We start from the raw sequence: 14,317 nt of genomic DNA, 5'->3' as shown, positions 1-14,317 counted from the left end.
GGAAAACAGCCCTTCGCTCCGGTAATCGCCGCCCCGCATCTCAAATCCTTCAACCTCAGTTGAAGGCGTCTGAATCACCTCAAGCGGCTCGAGGAAAGAGCCTTTTTCCGCAACCTGTTAAAGCCTGTAATGCGAATACCACCGACCGACCAGTCATCAGTCGCAAAAGTCTGACCGTCAATATCAACGAGCAAAGGCGTCTTAAGACGAAGATACTGACGCTGGCTAGCTGCCTCGTGCACAATGCGGGCTTCCGTATTCATGACCAGTCCCCGTTCAAAAATTGCCAATAAAGTCGATATTTCTAAATGAATTTGGCGTCAAAACGCCAATGTAACTTCCGACTATCGACACAAACAGCGCAAGCGCAAATACATGAGCGACCCTCGACCCCATGATATTATAAATAACTCTTATGCTATTTGATGTATTGGAATTCTTGGTATTTTGGCGAGTCCATTTTTGACGATCAAGGCGAAATATAATATACGTCTTGATGATTGATCCCACTATCTGATTATAGAAGAGAAGAAATGGATATCGCCAATCTACACTTTCACGAACAGATAACAGCGTTAACGTCAAAATGAATCTCGATAATGCTGCCCAATACAAATAACCAACAAAAAGTATGGGATCGACAAATATCGCCATTAGAGCGGAAGACACCAAGCCAGTCAGCGAAGTCCACATCGATATCCGTTGATCAAAAATCGACCACCAAGTCCAGAAGCCAATCTGCCGGGGACCAAGAGCCAGGGCTCGGCCGTTAGTCCGCAGCATATTTCCAAACCAGCGGACCATAAGTTGAGTCGACGCAATCAAAAACGAATTATTCGGCGGCGTTTCAATTGTGACTACCCGAACGTCGGGGATATACATCATTTTCCACCCACGACTGAGCAAATCGAACCAACTGGATTTATCGTCTCCAGTAAGAAACTTCAGTCGACCAAGTCGCCAGTGGTCGATGTAATCCACCTCGACGCGTCGAATGAATTCTGGATCGGTAGCGATCGAAGCCCGAAACGCAGACATCCTACCCGTTAGAGTAAGAACCTTCCGAGCCAAGCCATGCGAGGACATCAGTATCTGCCGCTGAGCGAAACGCATACTGTACCATTCCCGGAAAATCCTTCGTCCGACCACTTCACAGACTTCATCTGTAGTGAAGGCACCAACACCTTCCATGTTCAGAAACGGCAAGCTCTTACGCAATAATCCCGGCTCAAGAAGGGAGTCTCCATCGATCACACACACCACTGCATCAATGGCGGGACTCGCCCTTGATATGACACGAAACCCCTCCGCAAGCGCATCGCGCTTCCCAGTCCCGGCAATTCGAACAAATACGAGATCGACCATTGCCGGATCGGGATTATGCAGCTGAAACAGTCGTTTGATTAAGCGTTGATCCGCCATTTCAACGATCGACGCCACAATAGTGCACTTCAGGCCCGAACGCACCGCCTCTGCGAATGCCGCATCATAAACAAGCCGAGTGGTTTCCGTATCGATCCGAAAGCTCGTCATCAGCAGGTAGGTATGGCTCGGCATTAGCGCATCCCCCCTACTATCGATTTCCATCCGCAACCTAGGAAACACAATTCGCAGGTAGATGTGCGCTCTCACAAGATTGACGGCGCCCCAACCGTACCTCCAGAAAGCGACACCACCGAGAAGAAAAAGATAAGATGGTGAAGCTGCATCCCACCATTCTTCAGGCAACTGATACCCAATTGAAGCAAGCCCCAGAGCGAACACAATCAAACCCAACATAGTCCGCCCTCACATCACCCAATTTTACCAACAAAGACCTTCATACTGGCGACCGTCGGTACGTAGTTCCGCACCGATACGCACCAGATCAACGATCGATTTCTCGGCCGGTAAAGCGTCGATCACGGGGCGAAAGCGATTGTCTGAGTTACCAATGACAATGACATCGCCATGATCTACGACCTCATCGATTTCTTCGACAAGAAGGTCTTCCAAGTGCGGGATATGCGTGCGAATAAATTGCAAATTTGCCCCGGTCAGCCTCGAATAACTGACATTTGCATCGAATATCTTGAGTGCGTAACCCTTACCATAGAGCCGTTCAGCCACTTCAACGAGCGGACTTTCGCGCAAATCATCCGTACCCGATTTGAAGCTCAAGCCCAAAAGGCCAACGCGCCGCGAGGTAGCTCTTGATGCGATAATATCGAACGCACGATCGATCTGCAGGGCGTTCGATTCCTGCACTGCACGCAGAAGCGGCGTCCCGATATCGAGGGAGATTGCCTTGTATCGCAACGCCCGAAGATCCTTTGGCAAACAGGATCCGCCAAACGCCATACCCGGTTTCATATAACTTTTTGAAATGTTAAGGCGCTTATCTGCGCATACCACGTCCATCACTTCATGACCGTCGATCCCAGCAGCCTTGCAAATATTACCGATCTCGTTCGAAAAAACGATCTTCGTCGCGTGCCAGCAATTATTTGCATATTTAATGGCTTCTGCAGTACCGATATCGACTACGCGTACTTCCCCTGGAATACCTTTATTGAGTTCATCCAGGCGCTCGATTGTAAGGTCGTCCAACTTCCCGAGAACTATAACAGCGGGATTGAGATAATCGGCGATAGCGGTGCTTTCGCGCAAAAACTCGGGATAGATTGCCAGACCGAAATCCTGTCCTGCGGTCATTCCCGAAGCCGCCTAAAGCGCAGGAATAACCACACCAGCCATAGAGCCAGGAAGCATAGTCGAACGAATGACCACCGAATGAAACACATCAGGCTTTTTCTTGAACTCTGCACCGAGTTGCTCGCACACCGTCTTCACATAAGACAGGTCGAGCTTGCCGCTTGGCAGGCTAGGGGTCCCAACACAGATAATCGACAATTCGCTACCGCCGATTGCCGCCGCAACGTCATTCGTTGCGGTCAACATCCCCTTGTCGATAGCCGCAGCGAGGAGTTCAGGTAGGCCTGCCTCTACAATCGGTGCTTGACCCGAATTAAGTAGACGCACCTTTTCGATATTGGGGTCAACAGCGATGATCCTGTGCCCCCCACTTGCCAAACAGGCTGCGGTGACTGCACCGACATATCCGATACCGAAGATGGAAATGTTCATTGTATCGCCCCTTATTGGTAGAGTTCACTCTATGCCTGTTTATGTTGACGGTAGATTCACCGACCATAAAGCGATTGATCAGCCGATTTGGTGGATGTAAGATATTAAATAATCCAATTTAGATTTTATTTCATTTTTATATTCAAAATAAAAATCGATAATTATATCAATTTCAGGCAGACACGCCCTCATTCATTGTCGCAATGCGCCACGAAGCTTCCCCACGTTTTGAACACCGGCAGCTGCAGTCACCATGATGTCATCGCCATCAATGACGACAATCACGTTCTCAAGCCCAATCAGCGAGACCCTGGGGCCATCAGAATCAACCATGACATTCCGACAATCTACCAGTTCACAAATAGCGCCGCGCATTACATTGCCGAATGCGTCGGCTTCCAATGCACCATGCAACGCGTGCCAGTTGCCGATATCCGACCAATCCATGTCGACAGGCACCATCGCCGCACGTGAGGTATTTTCCATCACCGCACAGTCGACAGAGTCGCTTTCGACGCGGGAGAAAACTTCTGTATCAGGATGGAAACGCTGACCTTCTCGCGTCCCCAGAGCGACGGCGCGATGAACTTCACTCGCGAGTTGAGGATGATACGCCTTAAGTTCAGAAAGAAAATCGCAAACGCGGAAGGCGAAAATTCCACCATTCCACGCATAGTTACCTTCAGCCAGAAATTGCTGGGCTCGTTCGAGTGAGGGCTTTTCCACAAACTGCACCGTACGAAAGCCGCGATTCCCTATCGCATCACCTTTCCGTAAATAACCGAAACCGGTTTCAGGCGCCGTCGCTTCGATCCCCAGCGAAACTAGCCACCCTTCACCGGCAAGCTCCGCTGCCCCGCGGGCGGCTTCCACAAATGCTTCTACATTACCGATATGGTGATCGCTGGGGCATACCAGCATAATCGCTTCATCCGGCAGCGAGTAGGCCGCCAGAGCAATTGCTGCCGCAGTGTTCCGCGCCTGAGGCTCGACCAGGATCGTTGCACCCTCGACCCCGGCCAGTTGAGCCTCGACATGGTCGAGATGACGATGCCCAGTGACGACCACCGGCGCCGTAAATCCTTCAGCGCCGAGACAACGGCTGACCGTAGCCTCAAAAAGAGTGCGCTCACCGACGAGCTGGACGAAGGGCTTCGGTTTGGTAGCCCGGCTTCTCGGCCAGAGCCGGGTTCCGTTGCCACCGCACAGAATCACAGGAGTTATTTGCTGCATGAGCGAAGAATATCGCTCTCAATTGCGGGTCACAACTCGTGGATAACACGTAATTGGCAATATATTAATCCAAATTGGTCGAATTTCGATAAATCTATACAAAGTTTAAATCGTTTTATTTTTAGAAATTACTTGCGACTCAATCGCTGCGGATTGCCACTGGAATGGCCCGATCTCGTTCCCACCCTCGTGGCATACCGCGTGGGAAGCAGCCTGTAGACGACCTGAACAGGCTTAGGCGCCCGAAATGCTCAACCGCTGCGAAAGCTCGACCAAAGGTGCGGAAGGCCACTTTATTGTACCCTTGGTATCTCGATATAAAGCCAGCCTAACACCCGGCGCTGCTTGCATAAGGCGCCGAGAGACCAAAAAGCCAAATCAGGCAATCTCGGCAAAATAACGGGACATCGCTTCCGCGCAGTGATCGCTGAGTTCAATGAAAGCACGGCGTCGATCCGCATCGTCGCATGTCCGCACGAACAGCCCAACCTCGACCATCTGGCCAATCCAGCGCAGCGCCGTCGTTGGCGGCACTGCCGCTGCAATGCACAATGATGTCACCGATACCTTGCCGCCTTCGCCCCGCGCAGCTGTGAGATCGAGCAACATATCCCATGCGGGATCGGCAAACAGGGCTGCATCGAGGAACCGACCGCGCAATTGCCGTTGCCGGATCATACGCCGCACCAGACGCGCATCGGGAAGGGCGAATTTGCGGACTTGCCCTCCGTCCTGAAGCTGCCCTGGCGGCGGCGGACCACCGGAAGCTCCCTCTCCCCCGGCACGCCCCCCGACGCGTACCCCATCCGGCGCCAGGCGTTCGATACGACCGGCGATCTGGCCCACCTGCTCTGTCAACCTCAGGATCATCAGTCGATCGTCCTCGGACAATTCCCGCACACCGCTCTGCGATCTTGCAGCCAAGGCCCGACCGAGCGCCATGACACGCTCTGCCCGGTCCGGATCGACGAGAATCTGCGCGCGGGACTGATCGAGGCAGGCGAACACGCCATCAAGGGCTGCCGTATTGGTCGAAACGATCAGGTCCGTCCCGACCCGCGCCGCCCGCACATCGAGCTGGCAGAGAGCGGCGAGATGACGCCCGCCAATCGAGGGACAGTCCACCAGAACCACATCCGCCAGGCAGGCATCACCATGCAACAACTCGTCCAGTGGGGCAGCCCGTCGGACTTCGATGCCCGCTGCTTTCAAATCGTCCTGAACCATCGCACGCTGCGTGACCCGATCGCCGTAAATCGCCAGCGAAACATCATCTCGCACCGGCACACCCGTACCCGAAAGCGATCTGCCGGGGTGCGCGTAGGCGAAGTCTGCCGTGATTACCGGAGCGGCAGTGCCCATGCTGCCACGTACACAATCCCATTGCCCTGCATCCATCGTCTTGCCTCCCCAGTTGATAAAACGGGCCTAATGACAAGAACAGGATCGGAACAAAAAGCGATCAAGTCAAGAAACTACGCAGTAGTCTGTAAGGCACGTCGGAAGCGGGTCAGAGCCACCCGGAAAGTTCATTGCGAACAAGAGCCTGCAACATGTCCATACCCGCCCCGGAAGCATTGAGGCAGGACAGGGTTACAAAACTTTCACCCCCGGATTCGAGGAAGACTTCGCGGCCCCGGATCGCCAGTTCTTCCAGCGTTTCGACACAATCGGCGGAAAAACCGGGCGCCGCGATCGCGAGTCGCCGTTTGCCGCCGCGTGCCATCTCGGCAAGAACCGCCTCTGTCGAAGGCTCCAGCCACCTGGCCCGGCCAAATCGCGACTGGAACGCGTGACGGATCTCCAGCGCGGGAAAGCGCGCGGACAGGCGCTCCTGCAGCAGGCGCGCCGTCTTGAGACAATGGCAGTGATAGGGATCGCCCAGCTTCAGCGTCCGCTCGGGCATGCCGTGAAACGAGAGCAACAGTGCCTCGGGCAATTCGGGAAGTGCTGCCAGCTGCGCGCCCAGATCGGCTTCCAGCGCGTCGATGTGGGCCGGGGCGTCATAGTACGGCGGCAGCGTGCGCAGGGCGGGCTGCCAGCGCATCGCGCCGAGCGCCGCGCCCACCGCATCCATCACCGAGGCAGTCGTCGCCGCGCAATATTGCGGATAAAGCGGCGCGATCAGGATACGCTCGCAACCCGCGTTGTGCATCGCCTCCATCCGCGAGGGGATCGAGGGATTGCCGTAGCGCATCGCCCAGTCGACCATCACCTCGCCCCCCAGCCGCGCCTGCAAGGCCTCTGCCTGCGCCGCCGTGATCGCGGCGAGCGGCGAGCCCTTGTCCGTCCACACTTGCGCATAGGCATGCGCGGACTTGGCCGGTCGGGTGCGCAGGATCACCCCGTGCAGGATCGGCTTCCAGACGACAGCCGGAATCTCGATCACGCGGGGATCGGAAAGAAACTCGGCCAGATAGCGACGCACCGCCTGCGGCGTCGGTGCATCGGGCGTGCCGAGGTTGACCAGCAGCACGCCCACGCGCGGCGCGGCGAGGTGCGGGTGATCGGCAGGGAGAGTAGGGTTCGGCACGCTCAGGCATCCTCGGCAAAGAGCGGCAAACGCCGCAGACGCAGCCCGGTTGCGGAGAACAGGGCATTGGCAATGGCAGGGGCGGCGACCGCGACGCCCAGTTCGCCCGGATCGGCAGGCGGCTGCGTGCTGGTGACGAAGGCCACATCGATCTGCGGACAGTCCTTCAGCGCAGGCACGGCGAGCGCCGAGAGCCTGTCGGCATCCGGCCAGCCTTGCGTCCAGCTGCCCGCACTGCCGAGCGCAAGCCCCAGGCCGAAGATCAACCCGCCATCGATCTGCTGGCGCGCGATGTCGATATTCACGATCCGCCCGATATCGACCACCGCGCTCAGCGCATCGACGCGCACGCCGCCCTCGTCGCGGCGCACACGGGCGACAAGGGCGATCCGGCCCTCCCCGATGCGCACATCGCCGATACGGTGGCAGGCGATGCCCTGCCCGCTGTTGTCGCTGCCGCCGTCCCAGTTCGCCAGCGAGGAGACGCGCTGGAGGCACTCGGCCATGCGTGGATCCCCGCCCAGCATCGCCATGCGATAGCTCAGCGGCTCGCGCCCGGCACGGTGGGCAAGTTCATCGACGAAGCACTCGTTGAAGAAGGCGGTGTAGCCGTGAGCATTGCCGCGCATCCGCCCGGTCGGCAGGTCGAGCGCGGCGGGCACGTGATCGACGGCGAGGTTGGCGATATCGTAGCCCGGCACCGCGCCGGACAGCGCCAGCGGATCGGCCGCGCCCTGCACCGCGCGCGCAGCATCGGCAGGAGATTGCGCCCCGAACAGCCGCTCGCCGAATTCGCGCGCGGTGGCGGGCACGGCGATGCGGGCGCGCCAGGCGGTGATCTGGCCATCGCCATCGGGTCGCGCAGCCATGACCGCCACGGCAGGGGTGCGCGGCAGGCCCGCGACATGCTCCTGCCGCCGCGACCATGTGAGCTGCACCGGCTTGCCGACGGCCTTGGCGATGGCCGCGACTTCGGCCCCTTGCGTAAATTCCAGCCGCCGGTCGAAGCTGCCGCCGATGGGCATGGGATAGAGCACGACGTCGCCCGCCCCCACGCCCGCCGCCTTCGCCGCAGCACGGCGCGCAGCCTCGGGTGCCTGCGTGCCGATCCACAGTTCCAGCCGCCCGTCCTCGCCCAGCCGCCCGGTGGCGCTGGCGGTCTCGATGGTGGCGTGGAGCGCCGGGGCGACCTCGTAGCGCAGCTGGACCGGCAGGCCGCCCGACACCGCTTCCGCATCACCCTGAAGGTGGATGCGGTGCGGATCGCCGCGCGTCATCGCGGCATCGAGCGCAAGGTCGATCGCATCGCCATCGGCGGCGTGTGCGACCCTGAAATGTGGCGCGGCGCGCTGGAGCGCCTGCTCGGCGGTCCACCAGTCACTGGCGACCGCCGCAACCCAGTCTACTCCTTGGACGAAGCGGACGAAGCCGCGCAGCCCCTTGCCCGCCTGCTCATCGAAGCCGGCGATTTGCGCAGCCCCTAGCGGTCCGTGGCGGATAGCGGCGAACAGCATGTCGGGCAGGCGGACGTCACCTGCGAACGTCCACGAGCCATCGACCTTGGCGGGCAGATCGAGGCGCGGATGACGCAAGGGAGCGCCGGGCGGAAACTCCTCGGGGCTCTCGGCCTCGGGATCGCTCAGCAGCGGCGGGGGTGAAGGCGGCGTCAGACCCGCCGCCGCTTCGGCCAGCAGTCCGAACGAGAGCGCCTTGTCGCCATAGGTTACAAGGCCACCGGCGACCGCGCACTCTTCGGGCGTCACGCCCCAGCGCGCCGCTGCGGCCTGCGTCAACAGGCTGCGCGCGATAGCACCGGCAGCGCGCGCGGGCGCCTCGTAGGCGGCGAGCGAGGTGCCGTCCGCCGTCGCATCGAAGCGATTGTCCTGTGCCCAGCGGCGCGTCAGCAGGTCCACCGGATCGCCCGCCAGCGCATCGGCGATACGCGGACCGGTCGGCATCCACAGCGGCGCCCATTCCGCCGCCAGCACGGTGTTGGCATAGAGCGCGCTGGGCGGCGCGGGCTCGACCGCGATCTGCCGCCAGTCCGCGCCCAATTCCGCCGCGACGATCTGCGGCAGGACCGTAGTGATCCCCTGCCCCATCTCGACTTGCGGCACCGCGACAGTGACGACACCCTGCGTATCGATCTTGAGCCACGCATCGAAGGCGAACTGATCCGGCCCGGCCTTCAGGGGCAAGGGAAAGCGGCGCGGACGCAGCACGAAACCCAGCGCCAGCCCGCCCCCGGCGAGCGCCCCGATCAGCACGCCGCGCCGGGTCAGCGCCATTAGCGGGCGCCTTCGGACGTGTCAGGAGCCTGCACGTCAGAACCTTGCGTATCGAGCCAGTCCGCCACGCGGGCCGCCAGCGCGGCAAAAGCCTCCGCCTGTGCGCCGTCGCCCGCCGCCACCGGCACGCCTTCGTCGCTCTGGCGCCGGATGGCGATGTCGAGCGGGATACGCCCCAGGAAATCGAGCCCCTGCTCGGCCGCCGAGGCTTCCGCCCCGCCGCAGCCGAACGGATCACTCACCTCGCCGCAGTGCGGGCAGGCATAGCCCGCCATGTTCTCGATCAGGCCGACGATCGGCACGCCCAGCTTGCGGAACAGCCCGGTGGCGCGCGCGGCGTCGATCAGCGCGAGGTCCTGCGGGGTCGAGACGATCACGATGCCGGAGGGCGGGAACTGCTTGGCCAGCGTCAACTGGATATCGCCGGTGCCGGGCGGCAGGTCCACGATCAGCACTTCGGCATGATCCCAGTGCGCTTCCAGCATCTTGACCATGGCCCCTGCCACCATCGAGCCGCGCCAGGCGATCGCCTCACCGGCGCCCGCCAGTTGCGCCATCGACAGCATCGGCACGCCCCAGCGGCTCGCCACGGGAACCAGCCGCTTGTCGTGAGCGACCGGACGCTCGTTCTCGGCACCCAGCAGCCGGGCCTGCGACGGGCCCTGAATGTCGGCATCGACCAACCCGACACGCAGGCCCCGGCGCGCCAGCGCCACCGCCAGATTGGCCGAGACGGTGGACTTGCCGACCCCGCCCTTGCCCGAGGCGACGGCGATGATACGCGGGCCTGTCGGCTGCGGGCGACGCTCGCCCATCATGGCGACGCGCAGTTCGGTCACGCCGGGAACTTCGGCCAGCGCGGCGCGCGTGGCCTGTTCGAGACGGACGGCGGCGCGCTCGTCCAGCCCCTCGCCATCGAGCACCAGCGTCACCACACCATCGACCGCACGCAGCGATTGCAGGCGTGCGGCAGCCTCCGCAGGCAGTTTCGCCTTCAGCAAAACTTCCGTGTTTTCGTCCCGTTCGCCTGCCACAACACCTCCAGCGCACCTTGCCTCGCAAGCGCAGTCGGCAGCGATCCGAACCGCCGGACATGCGCATCCTTGCGGCTGCCGTGGCCCAGTGGATCAAAAAGGACAAGAGAGCCTCTGTTTTTGTGCCCCAACGGTTCCTATAGAGACCGGATGACAGGATTAGGTGGAGCGATGGCGCGCGGTGTTCTTGCGATGACCGGACGACGCAGTCCCTGGGGAGGTTCCTCGGACAACGGCGGCGACGGATCGCGAAACGACGGCGACGATCACGCGCATGAGCCCGGCGACAGCGCCGACCCCGAAGTCGGCGCGGATGAGGCGCCCGACAGCGGGACACCCGAGGATCGCAGCCCTCCTCCGTCCAAGGCCCCGGAACAACGCGGGCCCCGCAACCCCTGGCTGCCCACCGGCACGCCGCCACGCAAAGGCCCCGGCCTCGACGATATCTTCCGTGGCCGGGACAGCGGCAACCGCAACGCGCGGCGCCCGTCCGCGCCGGGCGGCGGTAATCGCGGCCCTTCGCTGCCGCAGTTTCCCATGCGCCCCGAACTCGCCGCGCGCTGGATCCCCTGGGCCATCGGCGCCGCGGTGATCGCCGTGGCGGCCGCCTCCAGCATTCATGTGGTGGGCCAGAAGGAAGAGGGCATCGTCACCCAGTTCGGGCGCTATTCGCGCACGCTCGGCCCCGGCGTCTCGCTGACGCTGCCATGGCCGGTCGAGCAGGTTGCCGTGACCGACGTCACCAGCATCAAGATCGATTCGATCCCCGAGGGCGAATCCGAAATGCTGATGCTCACCAGCGACAAGAACCTGGTGGACCTGAGCTATCTGGTGCGCTGGAACATCAAGAACCTGCGCGACTACTCGTTCCAGATCGCCGACCCGCAGGATACCGTTCGCGAAGTGGCCGAAGCCTCGATGCGCGCCTCGGTGGCGCAGATCGGTCTCGACGCGCTACTGACCGGCGCCGGACGCGGCCAGATCGAGGATGGCGTGCGCGATCGCATGCAGCGGGTGCTCGACAACTATCATGCAGGCGTGCTGATCCAGGGCGTGGAGATCAAGAAGGCCGATCCGCCGGCCAAGGTCGTCGATGCCTTCCAGCAGGTCACGGCGGCACAGCAGGATGCCGAGCGCGACCGCTCGAACGCGCGCGCCTGGTCGCAGCAGTTGCTGGCAGGCGCGCAGGGCGCCGCAGAAGCCTTCAACAAGGAATATGCCGAGTACAAGCTCGCCCCCGAAGTGACCAAGCGGCGCATGTGGTATGAAACCATGGAGCGCGTGCTGCGCAAGAACGGCGCGGTGATCGACGAGGGCAAGGACGGCCATGGCGCCGTGCCTTACCTGCCGCTGCCTGCCCCGAAGAAGCCGGCACCCCCGGCCGATGCCCCTGCCGCCACGTCGGGAGATGCCCAGTGACCACCGCTTCCTTTCCGACCGGACTCCCGCGACACTGGGGCTGGCTGCTCGGTGGCGCCGTCGTGGTCATCGCCGCGATGGCCAGCGTGATCGAGGTGCCCGAAAGCCAGCAGGCGGTCATCGTGCGCGCAGGCAGACCGGTTGCCGTGATCAATCCCTACCACCCCGGAGAAGCTCTGGGCCAGGGCAGCTTTGGCCTCGCCCTGCGTATCCCTCTTGTCGACCACGTAGAGCGGATCGACAAGCGGCTGCTCTCGGTCGACATGGAACAGCAGCAGGTGCTCTCGACCGACCAGCAGCGGCTTAACGTTGATGCCTATGCGCGGTTTCGCGTGGTCGATCCGGTCAAGATGGTGCTGACGGCGGGCACGACCGAGCGGGTGGCGGACCAACTTGAGCCGATCCTCACCTCGGTGCTGCGTCAGGAACTGGGCAACCGCACGTTCCAGTCGCTGCTGACGGCAGAGCGCGGGCAGGCGATGGAGAACATCCGCGCCGGACTCGACCGCGAGGCACGCCAGTACGGCGCGCAAGTGGTGGACGTGCGCATCAAGCGCGCCGATCTTCCCGACGGTGCGCTCCAGAGCGCGTTCGACCGCATGAGCGCAGCGCGGCAGGAAGAGGCCAAGACGATTACCGCCGAGGGCCAAAAGGATGCGCAGATCATCCGCGCCGATGCCGAGGCACAGGCCAGCGCCATCTACGCCAAGGCTTTCGGTCAGGATCCGCAGTTCTACGATTTCTATCGCGCGATGCAGAGCTACGACTATGCATTCTCGCAGGATGACAGCTCCGCTACCATCCTGCTCTCGCCCGACAGCGCCTATCTGAAGCACTTTCAGCAGCCCTGACCCTTCATCCGGGTTGCCATACCCGGATGAAAATGGTCCCTTGCCACGAAATTTCGGCGGAACCGCGCCATTCAATACCGGTTAAGCCGATACCGTCACAACCGTTGTCCAACGGAACACGGTGCGCGGTTGCCGCCGCCGCTACGGAGGAATCAAAGGACGTGAAGCCAGTGCGATACGCTTACGGATTGACCACCGCTCTCCTGCTGGGAGGCGCCACCGCCACGCTCGTGACCGGCTACCCCGCCGGTGCGCAAGTCGCCCAGAACGAGCAGAGCCAGATGGCCCACGTGGTCCCGCGTGCCGGTGCGCCTGCCAGCTTCGCCGACCTCACCGCGCAGCTTGCGCCGGCCGTGGTCAACATTTCCACCCGCCAGAAGATCCAGGTCTCCAGCGGCGGGGGCGACGGCTCCAACCCGTTCGCCGGCACCCCGTTCGAGGGGCTGTTCGGTGGCGGCAACGGCGGCGGCAACAGCGCCCCGCAGACGCGTGAGGCGCAGTCGCTCGGCTCGGGCTTCATCATCTCGTCCGATGGCTACATCGTGACGAACAACCACGTCATCACCGCCGACGGCAAGGGACAGGTCGAATCGATCACCGTCACCATGCCCGACGGCACCGAGTATCCGGCCAAGCTGATCGGCAAGGACGCCGCATCGGACCTCGCCGTGCTCAAGATCACCGGCACCAAGCCCTTCCCGTTCGTCAAGTTCGGCGACAGTTCGAAGGCGCGCGTGGGTGACTGGATCATCGCCATCGGCAACCCGTTCGGTCTGGGCGGCACGGTCACGGCGGGCATCGTCTCGGCGGTCTATCGCAACACCGGCCAGAACACCGCCTACGACCGCTATCTGCAGACCGACGCGGCGATCAACCGGGGCAACTCGGGCGGCCCGATGTTCGACATGCAGGGCAATGTCATCGGCATCAACAACGCGATCTTCTCGCCCACCGGCGGCAGCGTCGGGATCGGCTTCGCCATCCCGGCGGAAACCGCGGCCCCGATCGTCCAGAAGCTCATCAAGGGCGAGGCGATCGAGCGCGGCTATCTAGGCGTGCGCATCCAGCCGATCAGCGAGGACATGGCCGATTCGCTGGGCCTGCCCCACAACAAGGGCGAGTTCATCCAGAGCGTCGAGCCCGATGGCCCGGCAGCGAAGGGCGGCATGCAGGCAGGCGATGTCGTCACCGCCGTCAACGGCAAGGACGTCACCCCCGACCAGTCGCTGTCGTTCCTCGTCGCCAACACGGCGCCGGGCAGCCGTATCCCGGTCGACGTGATCCGCAACGGTCGCAAGCAGACGCTCAACCTGACCGTCGCCAAGCGCCCGAGCGAGGAAGACCTGCAGCAGCAGACCTTCGGCGACGACGACAGCAGCGACAACAACGACGATGCCTACAACAACCCGCCGCAGCAGATGGCCAAGGGTGTCATCGAGAATGCCCTCGGCTTCTCGGTCACGCCGCTGAGCGCCAACATCGCGCGCCAGCTGGGCGTCTCGGACACCATGAAGGGTCTGGTCGTCGTGGCAGTCGATCCGAACTCGGATGCCGGTCAGAAGGGCCTGTCGCGCGGTTTCATCGTGCAGAGCGCCAACGGGCAGGATGTCGCGACCAAGGCCGATCTGGAGAATGCGATCAAGGCCGTGAAGGCCGATGGCCGCTCGGCCATCCTGCTGCGCGTCAAGCCGCGCGGCCAGCAGCCGATCTTCGTGCCGTTCCGCCTGAGCGACGGCAAGTAATCCGCGACAGGACAGGAGCGGGAAGGCACCCCTCCCGCTCCTGTCCTTTCCATGAAAAAAGGCCCCGCCGGAGATTTCCGGCGGGGCCTTT

General features: G+C 61.9%; 12 protein-coding genes. 4 read left to right on the top strand and 8 right to left on the bottom strand.

Features of this window, described 5'->3' with window-relative positions:
- On the top strand, nt 1-293 hold a 293-nt coding region (locus tag AC3EC3_RS12030; RefSeq protein WP_488489827.1), incomplete at its 5' end, for a hypothetical protein.
- Here the strand turns inward: AC3EC3_RS12030 and AC3EC3_RS12025 are convergent.
- From AC3EC3_RS12025 to AC3EC3_RS11990, 8 genes are all read right to left on the bottom strand, one after another.
- Nucleotides 277-1,779, bottom strand: coding sequence for a glycosyltransferase (locus tag AC3EC3_RS12025; RefSeq protein ID WP_488489826.1), 1,503 nt, complete (start codon nt 1,777-1,779; stop codon nt 277-279). The genes AC3EC3_RS12030 and AC3EC3_RS12025 overlap by 17 nt on opposite strands.
- Before the next feature lie 24 nt (nt 1,780-1,803).
- Nucleotides 1,804-2,694 carry a nucleotide sugar dehydrogenase gene (locus AC3EC3_RS12020; protein ID WP_488489825.1) on the bottom strand — a complete coding sequence of 297 codons (891 nt, stop codon included), beginning with the start codon at nt 2,692-2,694 and terminating at the stop codon, nt 1,804-1,806.
- A 12-nt stretch (nt 2,695-2,706) separates the two neighbouring features.
- Nucleotides 2,707-3,126, bottom strand: a complete 420-nt coding sequence (locus tag AC3EC3_RS12015) for a hypothetical protein (RefSeq protein WP_488489824.1) — start codon at nt 3,124-3,126, stop codon at nt 2,707-2,709.
- A gap of 192 nt (nt 3,127-3,318) precedes the next feature.
- Nucleotides 3,319-4,359: a mannose-1-phosphate guanylyltransferase gene (locus AC3EC3_RS12010; RefSeq protein ID WP_488489823.1), complete on the bottom strand. Its 1,041-nt coding sequence runs from the start codon at nt 4,357-4,359 to the stop codon at nt 3,319-3,321.
- Nucleotides 4,360-4,737: 378 nt separating this feature from the next.
- Nucleotides 4,738-5,721: a MarR family transcriptional regulator gene (locus AC3EC3_RS12005; RefSeq protein ID WP_488489822.1), complete on the bottom strand. Its 984-nt coding sequence runs from the start codon at nt 5,719-5,721 to the stop codon at nt 4,738-4,740.
- Between the two features lie 148 nt (nt 5,722-5,869).
- Complete coding sequence (gene hemH, locus AC3EC3_RS12000; protein WP_488489821.1) at nt 5,870-6,892, bottom strand: ferrochelatase; 1,023 nt, start codon at nt 6,890-6,892, stop codon at nt 5,870-5,872.
- Nucleotides 6,893-6,894: 2 nt separating this feature from the next.
- Nucleotides 6,895-9,180, bottom strand: a complete 2,286-nt coding sequence (locus tag AC3EC3_RS11995) for a molybdopterin cofactor-binding domain-containing protein (RefSeq protein WP_488489820.1) — start codon at nt 9,178-9,180, stop codon at nt 6,895-6,897.
- The gene (locus AC3EC3_RS11990) at nt 9,180-10,214 is read right to left on the bottom strand and encodes an Mrp/NBP35 family ATP-binding protein (RefSeq protein WP_488489819.1); all 1,035 of its coding nucleotides are present in this window, start codon (nt 10,212-10,214) and stop codon (nt 9,180-9,182) included. Before AC3EC3_RS11990 ends, AC3EC3_RS11995 begins: the two co-directional genes overlap by 1 nt.
- Nucleotides 10,215-10,385: 171 nt before the next feature.
- Here AC3EC3_RS11990 and hflK point away from each other — a divergent pair, with 171 nt between their 5' ends.
- From hflK to AC3EC3_RS11975, 3 genes are all read left to right on the top strand, one after another.
- Nucleotides 10,386-11,633, top strand: a complete 1,248-nt coding sequence (gene hflK / locus AC3EC3_RS11985; RefSeq protein WP_488489818.1) for a protease modulator HflK — start codon at nt 10,386-10,388, stop codon at nt 11,631-11,633.
- A 77-nt stretch (nt 11,634-11,710) separates the two neighbouring features.
- Nucleotides 11,711-12,484 carry a protease modulator HflC gene (gene hflC, locus AC3EC3_RS11980; RefSeq protein ID WP_488489859.1) on the top strand — a complete coding sequence of 258 codons (774 nt, stop codon included), beginning with the start codon at nt 11,711-11,713 and terminating at the stop codon, nt 12,482-12,484.
- Nucleotides 12,485-12,654: 170 nt separating this feature from the next.
- The gene (locus tag AC3EC3_RS11975; protein WP_488489858.1) at nt 12,655-14,226 is read left to right on the top strand and encodes a Do family serine endopeptidase; all 1,572 of its coding nucleotides are present in this window, start codon (nt 12,655-12,657) and stop codon (nt 14,224-14,226) included.
- The last annotated feature ends 91 nt before the right edge of the window (nt 14,227-14,317 follow it).

The sequence above is a fragment of the Novosphingobium sp. BAM6 genome, assembly GCF_057784955.1.
Note: the sequence above shows the minus strand (reverse complement) of the source record. Positions and strands in the feature narration are given on the sequence as shown.